Origin of the sequence: Streptomyces sp. Sge12 (assembly GCF_002080455.1) — a bacterium.
Classification (GTDB): Bacteria; Actinomycetota; Actinomycetes; order Streptomycetales; family Streptomycetaceae; genus Streptomyces.
The window spans coordinates 1,673,583-1,693,315 of record NZ_CP020555.1 but is presented as its reverse complement, the minus strand read 5'-3'; the positions used below and the strand labels follow the sequence as shown (position 1 = coordinate 1,693,315).

Genomic DNA, 19,733 nt, shown 5'->3' with positions numbered 1-19,733 from the left:
GACGCCGCACTGGTGGTCCGTACACCGAACGCGGCACGATGCCTGTCATGACGACCGAAAGTACGCGGGACAGCGCCACCGCCCAGTTCCTGGCCGCGCGGGACTTCCTCCTGGAACGCCGCGGCGACTACGAGGCCGCACACGCCGGATTCACCTGGCCCCGCCCCCAGCGCTTCAACTGGGCGCTGGACTGGTTCGACCACATCGCCGCCGGGAACGACGCCGACGCCCTGCGCATCGTCGAGGAGGACGGCAGCAGCCGGAGCCTCACCTTCGCGGAACTCGCCGTACGGTCCGGCCGCACCGCCAACTGGCTCCGCGACCAGGGCGTCGCGCCCGGCGACCGGATCCTGGTCATGCTCGGCAATCAGCGCGAGCTGTGGGAGGTGATGCTCGGCGCGATGAAACTGCGCGCCGTCGTCATCCCCGCCACCCCGCTGCTCGGCCCGGCCGACCTGCGCGACCGGGTCGAGCGGGGCCAGGTCCGCCACGTCATCGCGCGGGCCGAGGACACCGCCAAGTTCGACGAGGTGCCGGGCGACTACACCCGGATCGCCGCGGGGGACCACGACCGGGCCCCCGGCGGCTGGCTGCGGCTCGCGGACGCGGAGGCCGCCGACGGCGATTTCACGCCACACGGCGAGACCCTCGCCACCGACCCACTGATGCTGTACTTCACCTCCGGCACCACCGACCGCCCCAAGCTCGTCGAGCACACGCACGCCTCGTACCCCATCGGGCACCTCTCCACCATGTACTGGCTCGGGCTGCGCCCCGGCGACGTGCACCTCAACATCGCCTCGCCCGGTTGGGCCAAGCACGCCTGGTCCAACCTCTTCGCCCCGTGGAACGCCGGAGCCACCGTCTTCGTCCACAACTACACCCGCTTCGACCCCGAACGGCTGATGGCCGAGATGGACCGGCACGGCGTGACCACCTTCTGCGCCCCGCCCACCGTGTGGCGGATGCTGATCCAGTCCGACCTCAGCGCCCTGGCCAGGCCCCCGCGTGAGGCCGTCGCCGCCGGGGAGCCGCTCAACCCGGAGGTCATCGAGAAGGTCCGCGCCGCCTGGGGCGTCACCATCCGCGACGGCTTCGGCCAGACGGAGACCACCCTCCAGGTCGGGAACTTCCCCGGGGTGCCCGTCAAGCCCGGCTCCATGGGCCGCCCGGCGCCCGGCTACGAGATCGTGCTGCTCGACCCGGTCACCTGCAAGGAGTCCGCCGACGAGGGCGAGCTCTGCGTGGACCTGCGCACCCGGCCCGCCGGCGTGACCACCGGCTACCGCGACGATCCGCGGCGCACCGCCGAGGCCATGGCGGACGGCCTCTACCGCACCGGTGACATCGCCGCGCGCGACGCCGACGGGTACCTCACCTACGTCGGGCGCTCCGACGACGTCTTCAAGGCCTCGGACTACAAGATCAGCCCGTTCGAGCTGGAGAGCGCCCTGCTGGAGCACGAGGCGGTGGCCGAGGCGGCGGTGGTCCCGGCCCCGGACGAGCTGCGGCTGGCGGTCCCGAAGGCGTACATCACGCTCGCCGGCGGCTGGGAGCCCGGGCCGGAGACGGCCCGGGTGCTGTTCGAGCACTCCCGGGCGGTGCTGTCCCCGTACAAGAGGATCCGCCGCATCGAGTTCGGTGAGCTCCCGAAGACCGTGTCCGGCAAGATCCGCCGGGTGGAGCTGCGGGAGCTCACCGCGGCCGGGTCGGCGGCGGAGTACGTCGAGGCCGACCTCGGCTGAGCCGTACGCGCGGGCGTGCCTGCGGGGGTACCTACGGGCGTGCCTGCGCGGGCGCACCTGCGCGGGCGTACCTACGGGCGCACCTGCGGGCGTACCTACGCGGGCAGCTGCGCCTCGATCGCGGCGATGACCTCGGGGGCCTCCGGCTCGGTGCGCGGGCGGAAGCGCGCCACGACCTCGCCGGCGGGGGAGATCAGGAACTTCTCGAAGTTCCACTGGATGTCCCCGGCCTCGCCGTCCGCGTCCGGGGTCTTCACCAGCTCCTGGTAGAGCGGGTGCCGGTGCTCGCCGTTGACCTCGGACTTCTCCAGCATGGGGAAGGTGACGCCGAAACCGGCCGCGCAGAAGGTCTGGATGTCCTCGGCGGTGCCCGGCTCCTGCTCGCCGAACTGGTTGCAGGGCACGCCGATGACCGTGAAGCCCTTCGCCTCGTACGCGAACTGCAGGCGGGCCAGGCCCGAGTACTGCGGGGTGAGCCCGCACTGCGAGGCGGTGTTCACCAGGAGGATCACCTTGCCCTTGTGGGCGGCGAGGCTGGTGGGCTCGTCGGACAGGGTGGTCAGCGGGATGTCGTACAGGCTCATCGGGCTCTCCTGGGCAGAAGTAGGCAATGCCTACGAGCTTAGGGGGTGGCTCCGCGACTCCGCCGGGTCCGCCCGCTCCGGGCGGGCCCGGGGAGACCCCGTGGCACCGGACCCGCTCCCTGATCCGGCTTGATCGGCAGGACACCCCCTACGCGTCCGGGCCCACCAGGGCGTCCGCCGGGTCGTTGACCGGTTGCGGCATGCCCGTCAGGTCCATGACGAACAGCGGTATGCCGAGCTCGTCCGCGCGGGCCCGGGCCTCCTTCGTGTACCCGGCGAGGGAGAAGTAGACGCTGGTCGCTGACGCGGTGAGCCCGTTCAGCCAGACGCACTCCACCGCCCGCAGGCCGGCCGGTGCGGTGGTCGGGTCCACCTGGGCGACCAGGCCCGGGGCCCGCAGGTCCACGGCAGCCGAGGGGATCGGGCGCCCGTCGGGCTGCCGTACGTCCCGGAAGCCGAGCCAGCGCAGGTACAGCGCGGCCGTGGCCACCGCGTCGCGGGCGGTACGGATGGTCACGGGGCGGAACGCGGGGCGCGGCACCGGCGTGGCCGGCGGGGGAGGGATGTGCGCCGGGTGCCCGCCCGTGCCTCCGCGCCCGGCGCCCCCCTGCCCCGAACCCTGCCCCTGGCCCGGCCGGGCGGCCGCTGCCGGAGCCGAGCCGGGTGCCGAACCGGGGGCCGAACCGGGTGCCGAGCCGCCGGCACCCGCCCCGGCCGCCCCACCCGCCGTCCCCGCGCCGCTCCCGTACTCGTACTCCCCGTCCACCCGCTCCAGCGGGTGGACGGGGATCAGCACCACCGTCCCGCACGATCCGCAGCCCAGCTCCGGATGCGGCCACTCGCTCTCCCGCCCGCACGACGTGCACCGCACCGCCACCCAGGTGTCCGACCAGGTCCGGTGGGTCAGCTGCACCGGCGGCGCCGACAGGTCCAGCGGGGGATGGACCGGGCTTCCGCACGCGCAGGGGAAGACCGGGGCGGTGTAGCCGTTCTCGCGCAGGCACGCCGGGCAGCGCACCGGTACCGCTTCCGCCATGAGACCTGGACCCCCTCCGTCGCTGTGCGTAGGTACATGCTCCACCACCGGCGACCGCCGGGGGGCGGGTGCGCTCCATTTCCGGGGGATTCCCGCCGGCGGATCAGTGATTTGTACAAGTCGCCGAGCGAGATGCGGCTTTTGGTGTCTTCCGGGGTCCCTTACCGCCTTGACGTCGAAGGAGCCGCCGCTTAGCTTGTTCCGTATAGCAGAACAAAACTTCCGGATTACGGAAAAGCCTGACCGCCAGACCCGCAGGAGAACTCGATGCCTCGTATGACAGCCGCCGCCGCTGCAGTGGAGATCCTCAAGCTCGAGGGTGTCGAACAAGCGTTCGGTGTCCCCGGTGCTGCGATCAACCCGTTCTACCGAGAGCTCAAGAACGTGGGCGGCATCGCGCACACGCTGGCCCGCCACGTCGAGGGCGCGTCGCACATGGCCGAGGGCTACACCCGTGCCAAGGCGGGCAACATCGGTGTCTGCATCGGCACTTCGGGCCCGGCCGGCACCGACATGATCACCGGTCTGTACTCGGCCATCGCGGACTCGATCCCGATCCTGTGCATCACCGGTCAGGCCCCGGTCTCGAAGCTCCACAAGGAGGACTTCCAGGCCGTCGACATCGCCTCGATCGCCAAGCCCGTCACGAAGAAGGCCACGACCGTCCTGGAGGCCGCGCAGGTCCCGGGCGTGTTCCAGGAGGCCTTCCACCTGATGCGCTCCGGCCGTCCGGGCCCGGTCCTGATCGACCTGCCGATCGACGTCCAGCTGACCGAGATCGAGTTCGACCCGGAGACCTACTCCCCGCTGCCGGTCTACAAGCCGCAGGCCACCCGCGCCCAGGCCGCCAAGGCCCTGCAGTTCCTGCTGGAGTCGGAGCGCCCGCTGATCGTCGCCGGTGGCGGCATCATCAACGCCGACGCCTCCGACCTGCTGGTCGAGTTCGCGGAGCTGGTGAACGTCCCCGTCATCTCCACCCTGATGGGCTGGGGCACCATCCCGGACGACCACGAGCTGGCCGCCGGCATGGTCGGTGTGCAGACCGCGCACCGCTACGGCAACGCCACGTTCCTCGAGTCGGACTTCGTCCTCGGCATCGGCAACCGCTGGGCCAACCGCCACACCGGCTACAACCTCGACGCGTACACCAAGGGCCGCAAGTTCGTCCACGTCGACATCGAGCCCACCCAGCTCGGCAAGATCTTCGCCCCGGACTTCGGCATCGCCTCCGACGCCAAGGCCGCGCTGGAGCTCTTCATCGAGATCGCCAAGGAGCTCAAGGCCGAGGGCAAGCTGCCGGACTTCTCCGCCTGGACCGCCTCCGCGCAGGACCGCAAGGCGACCCTGCAGCGCCGCACGCACTTCGACAACATCCCCCTGAAGCCGCAGCGCGTCTACGAGGAGATGAACAAGGCCTTCGGCCCGGAGACCCGCTACGTCACCACCATCGGCCTCTCCCAGATCGCGGCCGCGCAGTTCCTGCACGTCTACCGGCCGCGCAACTGGATCAACTGCGGCCAGGCCGGCCCGCTCGGCTGGACCATCCCGGCCGCCATCGGCGCCGCCACTGCGGAGCCGGAGACCCCGATCGTCGCGCTCTCGGGCGACTACGACTTCCAGTTCATGATCGAGGAGCTGGCGGTCGCCGCCCAGCACAAGGTCCCCTACGTCCACGTCCTCGTGAACAACGCCTACCTCGGCCTGATCCGCCAGGCGCAGGGCGGCCTGGGCATCAACTTCGAGGTCAACCTCGAGTTCGAGAACATCAACACCCCCGAGCTGGGCGTGTACGGCGTCGACCACGTCAAGGTCGCCGAGGGCCTGGGCGTCAAGGCCATCCGCGTCACCGACCCGGACAAGCTGGGCGAGGCCTTCGAGCAGGCCAAGAAGCTGGCCCAGGAGTTCCAGGTCCCGGTCGTCGTCGAGGCCATCCTGGAGCGCATCACCAACATCGCGATGAGCAAGACGGTCGACATGAGCGACGTCACCGAGTTCGAGGAGCTCGCGACGGAGCCGGGCCACGCCCCGACCGCGATCAAGGCCCTGCAGGTCTGATCCCACCCCGCACGACCCGCCGGCCCCCGCCCCTCCACCCGGAGGGACGGGGGCCGTTCGCATGCCCGTACGCGGTCTTCCCGGCCCCCCGGCCCCCGGGACGGCCCCGGGGGGCTCCTACGGGCCCCCGCGCGGACGCAGCAACGCCGAAGCGCCGGGCGCCGGCCGTGCGCGACGATCCACGGATCTGCCCGACACAGCTGCATGGCCGGCTGTCGGCTGCTGGTCGCTCGGAGCGGGATCAGCCCTTGGGCGTCAGACAGAACGGATGCCCAGCCGGATCGATCAGGACCCGCCAGCGTTCTTCATTGGGCTGGTACTCGGGCTTGCTCGCGCCCAGATCCAGGAGCCATGCCTCAGCCTCGTCCAGGTCGTCGACATCGAAGTCGAGGTGGAACTGCTGGGGGACGGTCTGGTCGGGCCAGCGGGGAGCCCGGTAGTCATCGACCCGCTGGAAACCGATGAAGAGTCCGTCCTCGTGGTTGAGACCGGCGAAGTCGGCGTCGGACTTCGGATGCGGCTCGAGGCCGGTGGCCTGCTGATAGAACGCAGCCAGCGCCAGGGGGTCCGAGCAGTCGAGTGTTATGGCGGACAGCTTCAGCTGCGGTGGCATGGCAACTCCGGGCCGGTCGGTGACTTTCGCGGTGTCACACACTAAAGGGCCGATGCAGACCGGCCCCAGCACCAGCGGGCCACCGCGGGAACGGCAAAGCGCCGAGTCACGGGACCGTCCGTGACTCGGCGCTCTGGTTTGTTACCGCCCGACGGAGCGAGGCTGGCGCGACAGGACGTTCGCACCGCCGGGCGGGGTAGGTGGGGAGGAAGGTTCCTGCGCGCGCAGGGGGCTCTGTGCGTAGCCCCTGTGCGCACAGGATTGGCTGGGACCGTGGCGGGCGGGCGACGAGAACTCCGGCGCCGTCTCCCTCAGGTCAAGAGACGGGCCTCGGAACCCATTACCACCGCACTGGCTCGCACGCTCGCCACGGTCCTCGTCCTGCCCTCGCCGCGTACCACCCCTCATCCGGGTCCACGGGTCGGGCCAGCACCCGGGGCCTGACCTCCCGTCAGGCCCCCGGTACATCCATCGGCTCAGGCGTCGCGCAGGGCGCGGACGGCCTCCTCGACGCGCTTGCCGTAGTCGGCGTCGGCGGCGTGGAAGTGAGCCAGGTTCTTCTCGATGACGTCCTCCAGGGTGACCTGAGACAGACCGCCGGCGATGTTCGCCACCAGACGCTGCTTCTCGGCCTCCGACATCAGGCGGTACAGCTCACCGGCCTGGAAGAAGTCGTCGTCCTTGGTGTGGGCCGGGGCCTCGTGGGTGCCCGTGTAGCCGGAGACGGCCTTCGGGGCGCCCAGCGCCAGACCGGTCTCGGCGGGGCCCTGGTACGAGTTGGGCTCGTAGTTCTTGTCGTGGCGCGAGCCGTTGCGCAGCGCCATGACGCCGTCGCGGCCGTAGTTGTCGGCCTTCGTCGCCTTCGGGGCGTTGACCGGCAGCAGGGTGTGGTTCACACCGAGGCGGTAGCGCTGGGCGTCGGCGTAGGCGAAGAGGCGGCCCTGGAGCATCTTGTCCGGCGAGGCGGTGATGCCCGGGACGAAGTTGTTCGGGGAGAAGGCGGACTGCTCGACCTCGGCGAAGACGTTGTCCGGGTTGCGGTCGAGGACCAGACGGCCCACGCGCTGCAGCGGGTAGTCGCTGTGCGGCCACACCTTGGTGAGGTCGAACGGGTTGAAGCGGTAGTCCGCGGCCTCGGCGGCCGGCATGATCTGCACGTACAGGGTCCACGAGGGGTTCACACCGCGCTCGATGGCCTGGAGCAGGTCGGTCTGGTGCGAGTTGGCGTCCTTGCCGACGAGCTCGGCGGCCTGCTCGCCCGAGAGGCTGCGGATGCCCTGGTTCGTCTTGAAGTGGTACTTGACGAAGAAGGCCTCGCCCTGCTCGTTCGTCCACTGGTACGTGTGGGAGCCGTAGCCGTTCATGTGACGGTACGACGCCGGGATACCGCGGTCGCCCATGAGCCAGGTGATCTGGTGCGTGGCCTCGGGGGCGTGCGCCCAGAAGTCCCAGACGTTGTCCGGCTCCTGCTTGCCCGTGAAGGGGTCGCGCTTCTGGGAGTGGATGAAGTCGGGGAACTTGATCGGGTCCTTGATGAAGAACACCGGGGTGTTGTTGCCGACGAGGTCGTAGTTGCCCTCTTCGGTGTAGAACTTGAGCGCGAAGCCGCGCGGGTCGCGGACCGCGTCCGCGCCGCCGAGCGAGTCGGCGACGGTGGAGAACCGCAGGAAGGTCTCGGTCTTCTTGCCGACCGTGTTCAGGAACGCCGCGCTGGTGTAGGCGGTGACGTCGTCGGTCACCTCGAAGTAGCCGTACGCCGCCGAGCCGCGGGCGTGCACCACGCGCTCCGGGATCCGCTCGCGGTTGAAGCGGGCGAGCTTCTCGAGGAGCTGCTGGTCCTGGACCAGGAGCGGGCCACCGACGCCGGCGGTGGCGGAGTTCTGATTGTCGGCGACCGGGGCGCCGGACTCGGTCGTCAGCGTGCGCTTCGACATGGTGACCTTCCGTACGGGGTAACTGCTGACGGAAAGCGTCTTCCGTCATGCGGAACAGCCTAATTTCGGCGAGAACTAAACGTCAACAGTTTGTTGAACGAAGTTGAAAGGTGAGTGGTAATCCGGACGGCGCCGGCACTTGGGCGCGACAGGACAGGTGTCAGCACCGGCGCCATCCGGAAACTCAGATCCCCTGCGGGAGGGGAAGCGCTCAGATCTGGGCGCCGGAGAGGCGCTCGACGGCACGGAGCAGGGCCGAGTGGTCGAGGCCGCCGTCACCCTGGGCGCGCAGCGAGGCGACCAGCTGGGCGACGACCGCGCCGACGGGAAGGGCGGCACCGACGTTGCGGGCGGCGTCGGTGACGATGCCCATGTCCTTGTGGTGCAGGTCGATCCGGAAACCGGGCTTGAAGTCGCGGTTCAGGAAGTTGTCCTTCTTGCGGGTCAGGACCGTGGAGCCGGCCAGACCGCCGTTGAGGACGTCCAGGGCGGCCTGGAGGTTCACGCCCGACTTCTCGAGGAAGACGACGGCCTCGGCGCACGCCTGGATGTTCACCGCGACGATGAGCTGGTTGGCGGCCTTCACCGTCTGGCCGGAGCCGTGCGGACCGCACAGGACGATGACCTTGCCGAGGGCCTCGAGGATCGGCAGCGCCGCGTCGAAGTCGGCCTGCTCGCCGCCCACCATGATCGACAGGACGGCCTCGATGGCGCCGGCCTCGCCGCCGGAGACAGGGGCGTCGATGACGCGGATGCCCTTCTCGGCGGCGTTCTTCGCGAGGTCGATCGAGGTCTGCGGGGTGATCGACGACATGTCGATGATCAGCGCGCCGGACTTGGCGTTCTCCAGGATGCCGTTCTCACCGTAGGAGATGGCCTCGACCTGCGGGGAGGCGGGCACCATCGTGATGATGACGTCGGCGTCCTTGACGGCCTCGGCGATCGAGCCGGCCGCGGTGCCACCGGCGGCGGCCAGGCGGTCCAGCTTGTCCTGCTCCAGGGTGAAGCCGGTGACCGAGTAGCCGGCCTTGAGGAGGTTCTCGGCCATGGGGGAGCCCATGATGCCGAGTCCGACCCAGGCGATCGACGGAAGCGCAGCGGAGTTGCTCATGATGAGGGTCCTTCTCTTAATGCTTTGTACGAAAAGTGCGTGACGTGCCTGGCTGATCGCCTGGACTTTGTCCGCCTACTGGGCGGCGCGGGCCTCGGCCGGCAGCCACGCGAAGGAGGCGGCGGCGTCGGCGGCCTTGTACTCCAGGCCTACGTAGCCCTGGTAGCCGGCCTTCTTCAGCTGGTCGAGCAGCTCCTCGAGGGGCAGCTCGCCGGTGCCGGGGGCACCGCGTCCCGGCTTGTCCGCGATCTGGACGTGCCCGGTCTTGGCGGCGTACTTTTCGATGACCTCGGAGAGGTCCTCATCGTTCATCGCCAGGTGGTACAGGTCGAGCAGGAACTTGGCGTTGCCGAGGCCGGTGGCCTCGTTCACCTTGTCCACCACCTCGATGCCGGCCGGGGCGCTCACCAGGGGGTAGAGCGGCGACTCGGGCTTGTTGAGGGTCTCGATCAGGAGGATCGCGCCGACGCGGTCCGCGGCCCGGGCCGCCACGACCAGGTTCTTCAGCGCGAGCTCGTCCTGGACGGCCGGGTCCACGCCTTCGACGCGGTTGCCGTACAGGGCGTTCAGCGCCTTGCAGCCGACCGAGGCGGCGAAGTCCGCCGCCACGTTGATGTTGGCGTTGAAGCGCTCCGACTCCGCACCGGGAACCGAGACCGCACCGCGGTCCGGGCCCGGCAGCTGGCCGGCGTAGAAGTTCAGGCCCACGAGCTGGGTGCCGGCGTCCTCAAGAGCCTTCTTGAGGGCGTCGAGCTCCTCCTGCGCGGGGGTGGGGGTCTCGATCCAGGGCCACCACAGCTCGACCGCCGTGAAGCCCGCCGCGGCTGCTGCCGCGGGGCGCTCCAGGAGCGGGAGTTCCGTGAAGAGGATCGACAGGTTCACATCGAAGCGCTGGTCCGTGTATCCCATGAGGGGTGTGCGCTCCTTCCGTATTGCGGAAGTTATTTTCTGTCTGATGGAAGATTGCACGGGGCTCGGCGCGGATGTCAAGTGCGGACTCCCGAAAAATCCCCCTCGCCCGCCGCCCGGCCGCCACCCCACGCCCGTCGCCCCGCCACCCCTCGCCGCTCGCTCCGCCGCCGCCCCCTGCGGGGGCGCTGTCGCGCCGCTCCCGCTCGCCCCGGTAGCTTGACGGCGTGCGATTGAGAGTGGAGTTCACGACCGAGCCCTTCGATCTGGAAGAGGCTCCTGCCCATGCCGTGGCGGCCCGCGAGGTCATCCAGAAGGCCCAGCTGGACGCGGTGGACGTCGGCCCCTTCGGCAATACCGCCGAGGGCGAGGCCGACCGGGTGCTGGCCGCGGTGGAGGCGCTGCTGCGCGGCTCCCTGGAGGCCGGCGCCACGCGTGTCTCGCTCCAGGTCAACGTGATCGGGGAGGAGGTGTCATGACCGAGCCCCGCGACCACCCCTTCATCACCGCGGTCAAGCCGCTGGTGGACGCCATGGGCGGCGAGCTGCTGGATCCCTCCCTGGCGCAGCCCGACGACGTCGTGCTCGCCTGGGAGGGCCAAGACCTGCTGGCCGTGCGCCTGCCGCAGCTCTCGGACTCGCTGGACCACATCCTGGCGGCCCTGGAGCGCCGGTTCGGCGTACCGTTGGCGCAGCTCGACCGAAAGTCCAAGCAGGACGTCGTGCGGATATTGGAGGCGCGAGGCGCCTTCTCCGTGCGGCACGGCGTGGAAACGGTCGCGGGCGCCCTGGGCGTGAGCCGCTTCACCGTCTACAACTACTTGAACAGGGACTCCGGCACCCCCAAGGGGGCGGGCAAGAACAGCCAGGAGTGAACGACGTCTGACTCACGGTGACGAGCCGCCGCCCAATTCACCCGGGCGGCGGCTTTTGTGTACGGGAAGTTTCAACAAAGTGTTGACGCCGTGTTGTCGAGGGCGTTAGCTATGCGCAGCCCGTCAAAGCAACAACAGGCCACGGAGGCCTACCGTGACTTCGAGTCCGACCCCGGGTCTCACCCGGTTCAACACCTTGGACGACAGCGCGGCCACGGCCGAGCTGCACGAGGTGTGCGCCAGCTCGGCGTGGGGGAGCAAGATGCTCGCCCAGCGCCCCTTCGCCACCGCCGACTCCCTGTTCGCCGCGAACGAATCCGCCATGGCGGAGCTCACCGCGGACGACCTGGGCGAAGCGATGGGAGGCCACGCGCCGATCGGCCGGCCGAAGCCGGGAGACCCGACCTCCGCCCGCGAGCAGCGTGGCATGGCCGGTGCCTCGGAGGAGCTCAAGAACGAACTCCTCGAACTGAACCTGGCCTACCAGGACAAGTTCGGCCACGTCTTCCTCATCTGCGCCACCGGTGCGACCGGTGAGTTCATGCGCGACGCCGTCAAGGTCCGGATCGACAACTCGCCGGAGCAGGAGCGGGAGATCGCCCGCGGCGAGCTCGTCAAGATCAACAAGATCCGCCTCACCCGTCTCGTCGAACGCGCAGAAGCAGAAGGAGCGTGACCATGAGCACCGAGACCACTGCGTCGGTGTCCACGCACATCCTGGACACCAGCATCGGCAGGCCCGCCGAGGGCGTCGCCATCTCCCTGTCGGCCCGTACGGGTCTCGACGGTGAGTGGGCGGCCCTGGGCGGCTCCGCCACCGATGCGGACGGGCGCTGCAAGGACCTGCCGGCGCTGCCGGAGGGCACCACCCACGTGCGTCTCGATTTCGAGACCGAGACGTACTTCGAGAAGAAGCAAGCCGAGGCGCAGCAGGACGCCCCCCGCGTAAGGGACAGCGGTGCGTTCTTCCCCGAGGTCACCATCACCTTTGCGGTGAACCCGGGCGAGCATTACCACGTACCGCTGCTGCTCAACCCGTTCGGCTACTCCGTTTACCGAGGGAGCTAGCATGGCCACGATTCTGGGCCAGAACCAGTACGGCAAAGCAGAGAACCGCGTCGTCAAGATCACGCGGGACGGCGACACGCACCACATCAAGGACCTGAACGTCTCGGTCGCCCTCTCCGGCGACATGGACGACGTCCACTACTCCGGCTCGAACGCCAACGTCCTGCCGACGGACACCACCAAGAACACGGTGTACGCCTTCGCCAAGGAATACGGCATCGAGTCCGCCGAGCAGTTCGGCATCCACCTGGCGCGCTGGTTCGTCACCAGCCAGGAGCCGATCCAGAAGGCACGCATCCGGATCGAGGAGTACTCCTGGTCCCGGATCGCCACCTCGGACGCCAACTCGAAGTTCATCGGCTCCGACGAGGTGAACCACTCCTTCGTCCGCGAGGGCCAGGAGACCCGGGTCACCCAGATCACGTACGACGGCACGAACTGGGAGGTCATCTCCGGCCTCAAGGACCTCGTCGTCATGAACTCCACGAACTCCGAGTTCTGGGGTTACGTGAAGGACAAGTACACGACGCTCAAGGAGGCCTACGACCGCATCCTGGCCACCCAGGTGTCGGCCCGCTGGCGCTTCAACTGGTCGGACGACGAGCAGCGGATGCCCAACTGGGAGAAGTCCTATGCCGAGACCCGCAAGCACATGCTCCAGGCCTTCGCGGAGACCTACTCCCTGTCGCTGCAGCAGACCCTGTACCAGATGGGTTCGCGCATCATCAACCACCGCTCGGAGATCGACGAGGTCCGCTTCTCGCTCCCGAACAAGCACCACTTCCTCGTCGACCTGGAGCCCTTCGGCCTCAAGAACGACAACGAGGTGTACTTCGCCGCGGACCGTCCCTACGGTCTGATCGAGGCCACCGTCCTGCGTGACGGTGTGGACGCCCGCATCCCCGTGGACATGACCAACCTCTGACACGGCACGCCGGTCCCGGGGCTCCGCAGTGGCCCCGGGACCCGGCGACACCCACCCAGCTTCCTGAATCGGCACCCGGACGTATCACGCGGGGCGGCAGTACTGTCAGCTGTCAAGGCCCCCGGCTCCGGCACTCAAATCTCCCGGGCCTTGCCGTGCCCCCACCGCCACTGAAAGCACGAGGAAGTCCCATGGCAGCATCGGCAGCCCTTGACAGCGCGGTCGAGCGCATCGTCATCGAGAACTGTGCGATCGCGACCGTCGACGCGAACGACACCGAGTACGCCTCGGGTCACATCGTCATCGCCGGCAACAGGATCGAGTCCATCGGTGCGGGCAAGGCCCCCGAGAACCTCGACAACGTCGTCCGCCGGATCGACGGCACCGGGCACCTCGTGACCCCCGGTCTGGTCAACACGCACCACCACTTCTACCAGTGGATCACGCGTGGTCTGGCCACCGACCACAACCTCTTCAACTGGCTGGTCGCGCTGTACCCGACGTGGGCGCGCATCGACGAGCAGATGACGTACACGGCCGCGCAGGGCTCCCTCGCCGCGATGGCCAAGGGTGGCGTCACCACCGCGATGGACCACCACTACGTCTTCCCCAAGGGCTCCGGCGACCTCTCCGGCTCGATCATCCGCGCCGCCTCCGAGATGGGCGTCCGCTTCACCCTCGCCCGCGGCTCCATGGACCGCAGCGAGAAGGACGGCGGCCTGCCCCCGGACCACGCCGTCGAGACCCTCGAGGGTGCGCTCGCCGACACCGAGGCGACCGTGAAGAAGTTCCACGACGCCTCCTTCGACTCGATGACCCAGGTCGCCGTGGCCCCGTGCTCCCCCTTCTCGGTCTCCACCGAGCTGCTGAAGCAGGGCGCCGAGCTGGCCCGCCGCCTGGGCGTGCGCATGCACACGCACGGCTCCGAGACCGTCGAGGAAGAGCAGTTCTGCAAGGAGCTGTTCGGCATGGGCCCGACCGACTACTTCGAGTCGACCGGCTGGCTCGGCGAGGACGTGTGGATGGCGCACAGCGTCCACATGAACGACTCCGACATCGCCGCGTTCGCCCGGACCAAGACCGGTGTCGCGCACTGCCCGTCCTCCAACGCCCGTCTGGCCGCCGGCATCGCCCGCGTCCCGGACATGCTCGCCGCCGGTGTCCCGGTCGGCCTCGGCGTGGACGGCACCGCCTCCAACGAGTCCGGTGAGCTGCACACCGAGCTGCGCAACGCGCTGCTGATCAACCGCCTGAACCCGGTCCACCGCGAGCGCGCCCTCAACGCGCGCCAGGCCCTGCGCCTCGGTACGTACGGTGGCGCCCAGGTCCTCGGCCGCGCCGACAACATCGGTTCGCTGGAGGCCGGCAAGTGCGCCGACCTGGTGCTGTGGAACCTGAACACCTTCCTGCACTCCTCGATCGCCGACCCGGTCACCGCCCTGGTCTTCGGTGCGGCGGCGCCGGTCACCGCGTCGTTCGTGGGCGGCAAGCAGATCGTCGAGAACAACCGGCTCCTCTTCGCCGACGAGGACGCCATCGCCGTGTCCACGCGGGCAGAGGCCCAGCGCCTCGCGCGGATCTCCGCGCAGGCCTGATCCCCCGGAGTCCGGCCGGGGGGGACGGCCCCCGGCCGGCCGCCGCGGACCCGAGCGGGGTCCGTGGCAGCCGTTCCCGGGTAGCGCCTGAGGAAATCCGAAGGCGCCCCGGGGGCGGTGACTCGTGCCACCGGGCTGCGGCGCACGCATCGCGCCACTGGCACGGCAGCGGCACTGCGCCACACGCACGACACGCACGACACGCACCACGCGCACCACATGCACCACCACGCGGAACCGATGCATGGGCGAATCGTTTCTGCACCCCTTGGGACACGTAGTCGCACCACCCACAACCGCATACAGGCTCGACTCGCACAGCTTTCGCACCACCTCCAAGACACCCACGTCCCTGCCGACGTGTTACCCGACCGGAGGAAGCCGTGGCCCTGCCGCCCAGGTTTCGCAAAGACGCAGTCGCAGTAACGGAGGACAAGCACCCGGTCGACGAGACCCTGCCTCCGCTGAAAATGTTCACGAGCGGCCTCCAGCACGTGGCCGCCATGTACGCGGGTGTCGTGGCCCCGCCCATGATCGTCGGCCCCGCCGTCGGACTCTCCGCCACCGAGACAGCCTTCCTGATGGGCGCCTCGCTCTTCACCGCCGGCCTCGCCACCCTCCTCCAGACCCTCGGGTTCTGGAAGATCGGCGCCAAACTCCCCTTCGTCAACGGTGTTTCCTTCGCCGGTGTGACCCCGATGATCGCGATCGGCAAGGGGGAGGGGGCCGACGCCATCCCCGTCATCTTCGGCGCGATCATCGTCGCCGGGGTCATCGGCTTCTTCGCCGCCCCCTACTTCGGCAAACTCGTCCGCTTCTTCCCGCCGGTCGTGACGGGTACGGTCATCACCCTCATCGGCGTCTCGCTGCTGCCCGTCGCCTTCAACTGGTCGCAGGGCGGGAACCGCACCGCCACCGACTACGGCTCCATGCAGAACATCGGCATGGCCGCCGCCACCCTCGTCATCGTCCTGCTGATGCGCAAGTTCCTGCGCGGCTTCCTCCAGCAGATATCCATCCTGCTCGGCCTCGTCGCGGGCACGCTCATCGCCCTCCCGCTCGGCATGACCGACTTCGACGCGGTCCGCAACGCCTCGGTGGTCGGCTTCCCGACCCCCTTCCACTTCGGCGCCCCGCAGTTCCAGGTCGCCGCCATCATCTCCATGTGCATCGTCATGCTGGTCTGCATGACCGAGTCCACCGCCGACATCCTGGCGCTGGGCAGGATCGTCGGCCGTCCCGCCGACGCGAAGACCATCGAGGGCGGCCTGCGCGCCGACACCCTCGGCAGCGCGATCAGCCCGCTGTTCAACGGGTTCATGTGCAGCGCCTTCGCCCAGAACATCGGGCTGGTCGCCATGACCAAGGTGCGCAGCCGCTTCGTCGTCGCCGCGGGCGGCGGCATCCTGATCCTGCTGGGCCTGTGCCCGATGGCGGCCTCCGTCATCGGAGTGGTCCCGCTGCCCGTCCTCGGCGGCGCCGGCATCGTGCTCTTCGGCTCGGTCGCGGCCAGCGGCATCCAGACCCTGGCGGGCGCGGCCATGGAGAAGGGCGAGAACGCCCTGATCGTCGCCGCTTCCGTCGGCATCGGTCTGATCCCCATCGCGGCGCCGGACTTCTACCACGCCTTCCCGAAGGACCTGCTGGTCGTCCTCGACTCCGGCATCAGCACCGGCTGCGTCGTGGCCATCGTGCTGAATCTGGCCTTCAACCACCTCGGCGCCAGGAAGGGCGCGGCCTCGGGGGCCGCGGCGGACCCGGTGCCGGTCCACTGACGCCCGTCCCCCGACCGGGCATTGCGAACGGCGGCGCGTACGCCACCCACTGCGGGTGTGGCGTGCGCGCCGCCGTTCGCATGCCGCCCCGGCCGTCGGCTCGGCAGGCCGGCAGGCCAGTAGGCCAGTAGGTCAGCAGGTCGAGTGGAAGAGGCCGGCGACCCGCTCCGTTGCGGCCAGCCGGTTGTAGACCTCCACCGCCTCCGTCGTCTCCGCGACGTGCACCTCGACCCCGGCCGCCCGGAGGGCCTCCAGCGTCTGCGGGGCGATCCCCAGGCGCTTGTCCATGCCCTGGCTCAGCACCACCGCCGTCACCCCCAGGTCGAGGAACTCGCGCACCTCCTGCGGCTGGATGCCGGGCTCGTGCCGCGTGCCGTGCTCGGACCAGTCCCAGGGGCGGCCGCCGCCCGGGTAGAGCCTGAAGTCCTTGCCGGGGGCCAGCCCTTCGGCCTCGATCCGGCCCCACGAGAGGTGCGTGATGCGCGGCGAGCGCGCCTCCGCGCCCGCGCCCGCGCCCGGGTTCGCCTCCGGCTCCGGCTCCGGCTCCGGGGGAGTCCACAGCATCAGGTTGCTCATGAGCTCGGCCTGCTCGATCGCGTCGTCCAGGGCGTGGTGCGTGTGGCGGCGCCGCGACAGCAGCGCCCGCGGCATCCGGCCCTTCACGGCGGCCCGCAGCGGCACGCGCGCCTTCGTCGCGTAGAGCGTCTTCATGTCCAGGCAGCCGGAGTGGCCGAAGGGGCTGTCCGCGCCGAAGCGGATCAGGTACCAGTACAGGAACGTCCAGTCGAAGGACGCCGGATAGCCGCACATCACGGGCTGCGCCCCCGCGGACACCTCCCGCACCCAGGCGCGGAACTCGGTCATGGCCACCGCCGGATCGGCGCCCTCCCGCACCAGCCGGTCGCGGTCCAGCCCGCTCACGGCCAGCGCCTCGGGCACGAACTCCTCGCTGATGGGACGCAACTCCCGGTAGAAGGTGAGCTGTTCGGGATCGGCGGCCGTATACGAAGCCCCGTCCTGCCGGCCGGCGACCGAGGCCCCGAAGCTGATCATCGAATACGGTCCGGGAATGGGTCCGTCGGCCTCGATGTCGACGGAGATGTACAGGCTGGGACGTGCGGTGCGGGCTGCCATGCGCCCGAGGATGCCAGCACCCCGCGCCGTGATCACCCCGTTTTACCGGGAGCCCCGTGTGTGGAATCGACGCCCGGCCGTCCCGGGGGGACCATGGGGAGCGGGGTGCCCCCGGACCGAAGGAACAGCCATGTTCGAAAACAGCAGGGCATTCAGCGGATTCGCGGTCGACGACCTGGAGCGCGCCAAGGAGTTCTACGGCACGACCCTGGGCCTGAGCGTCTCGCAGGACGAGGAGATGGGCCTGCTCCGCCTGGACCTCGCGGGCGGCACCACGATCATGGTCTATCCGAAGGAGGACCACCGGCCCGCGATCTACACGATCTTGAACTTCCCCGTGGACGACGTCGAGCGGGCCGTCGACGAGCTCACCGCCCGGGGCGTCACGTTCGAACGCTACGAGGGCTTCGAGGCGGACGCCAAGGGCATCGTGCACGGTGACGAGGGCACGCCCACCATCGCCTGGTTCAAGGACCCGGCGGGCAACATCCTGTCGGTGCTGAACGGCGAGGGCCCCTGACCCCGACCCTGACCGCGCGGGTGGCCGGCGCGTGCGCCTGCCCGGCAGGCGCACGCCACCCGTCACCGGTGGCTCAGGACGTTCACGACCCGGCCGTCGGGGTCGCGGACGAAGAACCGGCGCACCCCCCACTCCTCGTCCTGGAGGGGGTGCACGATCTCCGCGCCGCTCGCGCGCACGGCCGCGTAGGCCGCGTCGACGTCGTCCACCTCCACGCTCATGTCGGGAGTGACCGGCGCCGTCCTGTCACCCGTCATGAGGCTGACCTGGGCCGCCGGCCGGGAGGGGGACGCGAGGGTCACGATCCAGCCGTGGTCCATGACCTCCTCGAAGCCCAGCAGGCCGTAGAACTCCCGGCTCTGCGCGAGGGACTTCGACCGGACGTTGGGTACGACACGGCGAACGGACATCGACGGCTCCCGGCGCGACGGAACGTGTGGTGCACTACCGCCATGGTCCCCTACGGCCCGCCCGCAGGCGGCTCCCACGGGGCCGGGGTCACGACGCCGGCGTCAGGAACATGCCCGTCTGGTCGGTGCCCGCGGTGTTCTTGCAGCTGAAGCCGGAGCTCGCGGGCTGCGCGACCACCAGGGCCAGGCAGCGGCCCGCGGCCAGCTGGCCGAAGTAGTTGGGGTGCATGGACTCCTGGATGAGTCCCTGGGTCTCGTTGTTGTCGATCCAGCGCGCCCACTCGCTCGTCCGCGCCGAGGCCGGCACCGCGGTGGTCACCTGCTTGCTCGCCTTCGCGCACACCTCGCGGCCCTGCATCATGTCCCGCAGGTCCAGGAACTGCACGCCCTTGGCCGCCGCGACCTGCTTGATCCGGCCCGCGATCTGCGGCACCAGCGAGTCCCGCGCCCAGTCCGAGTCCCGGTTCCAGAAGGGGCAGCCGCCGGTGTTGAGCCGGCTCCAGTCGCTCTGCGTGTACCGGTTCTCCGCGCCCCGCGGGATCGGCGACGGGTAGGACTGCAGCACGATCCGGTACGAGGAGTCCGCGTACCCGGCCGCGCGCATCACGACCCGGATCTCGTCCACGGACTTGCCGACCTTGCCCATGACCGCGTCGATCTTCTGGTCGACGCCGTACTGCTGGTCGTCGTAGCAGTACGAGTTCCAGATGACGAAGTCGAGCGCGCAGTCCTTGATGATGTCGGCGAAGCCGAGGTCGTTGCCGCCGATGGACAGGGCGATGACCTTGACGTTGTGGCTCGCGGCCACCGCGGCGAGCTGATCGGCCTGCGGGGCCTCGCCCTTGAAGGAGACACCGCCGTTGGAGGCGCGGAACACGTTGTCCGAGACCGCCCCCGAGCAGGCGAGGTTGACGGCGACGTCGGCGATCGGCCCGGCGCTGCGCACCTCGGCGGAGTCGGAGCGGTGGCATCCGCCGGCCGTGGCCCCGTAGACCTTGCCGGGATCGTAGGTGCTGCCGCTGACCCAGCCCCGGTCGGTTCCGATCCGGCTCCCGCTGTTGGTCAGGCTGTTGCCCTTCCAGCGGCCGGCCTCGCCGGAGATGTAGCTGTCGCCCATGGACACCACGGCGGTGGGTCCGGTCCCCGGGCTGGCGGCCGAGGTGCCGGCTCCGCCGGCCAGCAGCGCGCTGACGGCGAGCGGCACGACCAAGCCGGCCCCGGCCAGTCGTCGCACCCGACTGCGGTCCCGGTCCTTGCTGACGTTGCGGAATCCGATCACTGCGGAACTCCTGCGTTCGGCCACGCCGAAGTCGGCGACGACTGCGTCGCGTGGCTGGGAAGTGGGGGTACCGCCGGCCGGTGGCATCGGAAAGGTGACACGGGCCCACTTGTTACCGCTAGGTACGGTCACGTTACGAACGAGTAACGACCGACCGGTCGTTCGG

General features: G+C 69.7%; 19 protein-coding genes. 10 read left to right on the top strand and 9 right to left on the bottom strand.

The features are described 5' to 3' along the window. Positions 1–47: 47 nt before the first annotated feature. A complete protein-coding gene (locus B6R96_RS07580; protein ID WP_237291362.1) occupies positions 48–1,745 on the top strand; it encodes an AMP-binding protein in 1,698 nt (565 codons plus the stop codon). A 95-nt stretch (positions 1,746–1,840) separates the two neighbouring features. Here the strand turns inward: B6R96_RS07580 and B6R96_RS07575 are convergent, their stop codons facing one another. Beyond that, the gene (locus B6R96_RS07575) at positions 1,841–2,329 is read right to left on the bottom strand and encodes a glutathione peroxidase (protein WP_030390349.1); all 489 of its coding nucleotides are present in this window, start codon (positions 2,327–2,329) and stop codon (positions 1,841–1,843) included. A 148-nt stretch (positions 2,330–2,477) separates the two neighbouring features. Beyond that, complete coding sequence (locus B6R96_RS07570) at positions 2,478–3,365, bottom strand: hypothetical protein (protein WP_081522037.1); 888 nt, start codon at positions 3,363–3,365, stop codon at positions 2,478–2,480. Between the two features lie 267 nt (positions 3,366–3,632). Here B6R96_RS07570 and gcl point away from each other — a divergent pair, with 267 nt between their 5' ends. Then, positions 3,633–5,420, top strand: a complete 1,788-nt coding sequence (gene gcl, locus B6R96_RS07565; RefSeq protein WP_079406583.1) for a glyoxylate carboligase — start codon at positions 3,633–3,635, stop codon at positions 5,418–5,420. A 241-nt stretch (positions 5,421–5,661) separates the two neighbouring features. Here gcl and B6R96_RS07560 read toward each other — a convergent pair whose 3' ends face one another. The 4 genes from B6R96_RS07560 to B6R96_RS07545 all read right to left on the bottom strand — a co-directional run bounded on the left by B6R96_RS07560 (position 5,662) and on the right by B6R96_RS07545 (position 9,987). Then, a complete protein-coding gene (locus B6R96_RS07560; RefSeq protein WP_081522036.1) occupies positions 5,662–6,033 on the bottom strand; it encodes a VOC family protein in 372 nt (123 codons plus the stop codon). Between the two features lie 476 nt (positions 6,034–6,509). Next, the gene (locus B6R96_RS07555; RefSeq protein ID WP_030390353.1) at positions 6,510–7,967 is read right to left on the bottom strand and encodes a catalase; all 1,458 of its coding nucleotides are present in this window, start codon (positions 7,965–7,967) and stop codon (positions 6,510–6,512) included. 211 nt (positions 7,968–8,178) lie between these two features. Beyond that, entirely contained in the window at positions 8,179–9,078 is a 900-nt protein-coding gene (locus tag B6R96_RS07550; RefSeq protein ID WP_030390354.1) for a 2-hydroxy-3-oxopropionate reductase, read from the bottom strand. Positions 9,079–9,153: 75 nt separating this feature from the next. After that, the gene (locus B6R96_RS07545; RefSeq protein WP_053172851.1) at positions 9,154–9,987 is read right to left on the bottom strand and encodes a TIM barrel protein; all 834 of its coding nucleotides are present in this window, start codon (positions 9,985–9,987) and stop codon (positions 9,154–9,156) included. A 227-nt stretch (positions 9,988–10,214) separates the two neighbouring features. On the opposite strand from B6R96_RS07545, the gene B6R96_RS07540 reads away from it, so the two are divergent. The 7 genes from B6R96_RS07540 to B6R96_RS07510 all read left to right on the top strand — a co-directional run bounded on the left by B6R96_RS07540 (position 10,215) and on the right by B6R96_RS07510 (position 16,224). Continuing rightward, positions 10,215–10,466, top strand: coding sequence for a thiamine-binding protein (locus B6R96_RS07540; RefSeq protein ID WP_078626751.1), 252 nt, complete (start codon positions 10,215–10,217; stop codon positions 10,464–10,466). Continuing rightward, positions 10,463–10,861, top strand: coding sequence for a helix-turn-helix domain-containing protein (locus B6R96_RS07535; RefSeq protein WP_030390357.1), 399 nt, complete (start codon positions 10,463–10,465; stop codon positions 10,859–10,861). Before B6R96_RS07540 ends, B6R96_RS07535 begins: the two co-directional genes overlap by 4 nt. 154 nt (positions 10,862–11,015) lie before the next feature. Then, positions 11,016–11,537, top strand: a complete 522-nt coding sequence (gene uraD / locus B6R96_RS07530) for a 2-oxo-4-hydroxy-4-carboxy-5-ureidoimidazoline decarboxylase (RefSeq protein ID WP_053172849.1) — start codon at positions 11,016–11,018, stop codon at positions 11,535–11,537. A 2-nt stretch (positions 11,538–11,539) separates the two neighbouring features. Then, positions 11,540–11,929 (top strand): hydroxyisourate hydrolase, encoded by a 390-nt coding sequence (gene uraH, locus B6R96_RS07525; RefSeq protein WP_053702016.1) that lies wholly within the window; start codon positions 11,540–11,542, stop codon positions 11,927–11,929. Between the two features lies 1 nt (position 11,930). Beyond that, on the top strand, positions 11,931–12,854 hold the full coding sequence (pucL, locus tag B6R96_RS07520; protein WP_030390360.1) for a factor-independent urate hydroxylase: 924 nt from the start codon (positions 11,931–11,933) through the stop codon (positions 12,852–12,854). A 191-nt stretch (positions 12,855–13,045) separates the two neighbouring features. Then, positions 13,046–14,449: an 8-oxoguanine deaminase gene (locus tag B6R96_RS07515; RefSeq protein WP_079406586.1), complete on the top strand. Its 1,404-nt coding sequence runs from the start codon at positions 13,046–13,048 to the stop codon at positions 14,447–14,449. A gap of 383 nt (positions 14,450–14,832) precedes the next feature. Beyond that, positions 14,833–16,224 carry a nucleobase:cation symporter-2 family protein gene (locus B6R96_RS07510; RefSeq protein WP_078626752.1) on the top strand — a complete coding sequence of 464 codons (1,392 nt, stop codon included), beginning with the start codon at positions 14,833–14,835 and terminating at the stop codon, positions 16,222–16,224. A gap of 132 nt (positions 16,225–16,356) precedes the next feature. Here the strand turns inward: B6R96_RS07510 and B6R96_RS38765 are convergent, their stop codons facing one another. Continuing rightward, complete coding sequence (locus tag B6R96_RS38765; RefSeq protein WP_335755521.1) at positions 16,357–17,358, bottom strand: MTH938/NDUFAF3 family protein; 1,002 nt, start codon at positions 17,356–17,358, stop codon at positions 16,357–16,359. 130 nt (positions 17,359–17,488) lie between these two features. On the opposite strand from B6R96_RS38765, the gene B6R96_RS07500 reads away from it, so the two are divergent. Continuing rightward, positions 17,489–17,878 carry a VOC family protein gene (locus B6R96_RS07500; protein ID WP_030390364.1) on the top strand — a complete coding sequence of 130 codons (390 nt, stop codon included), beginning with the start codon at positions 17,489–17,491 and terminating at the stop codon, positions 17,876–17,878. A 62-nt stretch (positions 17,879–17,940) separates the two neighbouring features. Here B6R96_RS07500 and B6R96_RS07495 read toward each other — a convergent pair whose 3' ends face one another. Together B6R96_RS07495 and B6R96_RS07490 are read right to left on the bottom strand one after the other, a co-directional pair. Further along, positions 17,941–18,288 (bottom strand): VOC family protein, encoded by a 348-nt coding sequence (locus B6R96_RS07495; protein WP_030390365.1) that lies wholly within the window; start codon positions 18,286–18,288, stop codon positions 17,941–17,943. Positions 18,289–18,376: 88 nt separating this feature from the next. Then, positions 18,377–19,567: a GDSL-type esterase/lipase family protein gene (locus B6R96_RS07490; protein WP_443069886.1), complete on the bottom strand. Its 1,191-nt coding sequence runs from the start codon at positions 19,565–19,567 to the stop codon at positions 18,377–18,379. Positions 19,568–19,733: the final 166 nt, after the last annotated feature.

What these genes read in the sequence shown, in the direction of transcription:
- B6R96_RS07580 (WP_237291362.1), top strand. Translation starts at nt 48, where the DNA reads ATGACGACCGAAAGTACGCGGGACAGCGCCACCGCCCAGTTCCTGGCC.
- B6R96_RS07575 (WP_030390349.1), bottom strand. Translation starts at nt 2,329, where the DNA reads ATGAGCCTGTACGACATCCCGCTGACCACCCTGTCCGACGAGCCCACC.
- B6R96_RS07570 (WP_081522037.1), bottom strand. Translation starts at nt 3,365, where the DNA reads ATGGCGGAAGCGGTACCGGTGCGCTGCCCGGCGTGCCTGCGCGAGAAC.
- gcl (WP_079406583.1), top strand. Translation starts at nt 3,633, where the DNA reads ATGCCTCGTATGACAGCCGCCGCCGCTGCAGTGGAGATCCTCAAGCTC.
- B6R96_RS07560 (WP_081522036.1), bottom strand. Translation starts at nt 6,033, where the DNA reads ATGCCACCGCAGCTGAAGCTGTCCGCCATAACACTCGACTGCTCGGAC.
- B6R96_RS07555 (WP_030390353.1), bottom strand. Translation starts at nt 7,967, where the DNA reads ATGTCGAAGCGCACGCTGACGACCGAGTCCGGCGCCCCGGTCGCCGAC.
- B6R96_RS07550 (WP_030390354.1), bottom strand. Translation starts at nt 9,078, where the DNA reads ATGAGCAACTCCGCTGCGCTTCCGTCGATCGCCTGGGTCGGACTCGGC.
- B6R96_RS07545 (WP_053172851.1), bottom strand. Translation starts at nt 9,987, where the DNA reads ATGGGATACACGGACCAGCGCTTCGATGTGAACCTGTCGATCCTCTTC.
- B6R96_RS07535 (WP_030390357.1), top strand. Translation starts at nt 10,463, where the DNA reads ATGACCGAGCCCCGCGACCACCCCTTCATCACCGCGGTCAAGCCGCTG.
- uraH (WP_053702016.1), top strand. Translation starts at nt 11,540, where the DNA reads ATGAGCACCGAGACCACTGCGTCGGTGTCCACGCACATCCTGGACACC.
- pucL (WP_030390360.1), top strand. Translation starts at nt 11,931, where the DNA reads ATGGCCACGATTCTGGGCCAGAACCAGTACGGCAAAGCAGAGAACCGC.
- B6R96_RS07515 (WP_079406586.1), top strand. Translation starts at nt 13,046, where the DNA reads ATGGCAGCATCGGCAGCCCTTGACAGCGCGGTCGAGCGCATCGTCATC.
- B6R96_RS38765 (WP_335755521.1), bottom strand. Translation starts at nt 17,358, where the DNA reads ATGGCAGCCCGCACCGCACGTCCCAGCCTGTACATCTCCGTCGACATC.
- B6R96_RS07500 (WP_030390364.1), top strand. Translation starts at nt 17,489, where the DNA reads ATGTTCGAAAACAGCAGGGCATTCAGCGGATTCGCGGTCGACGACCTG.
- B6R96_RS07495 (WP_030390365.1), bottom strand. Translation starts at nt 18,288, where the DNA reads ATGTCCGTTCGCCGTGTCGTACCCAACGTCCGGTCGAAGTCCCTCGCG.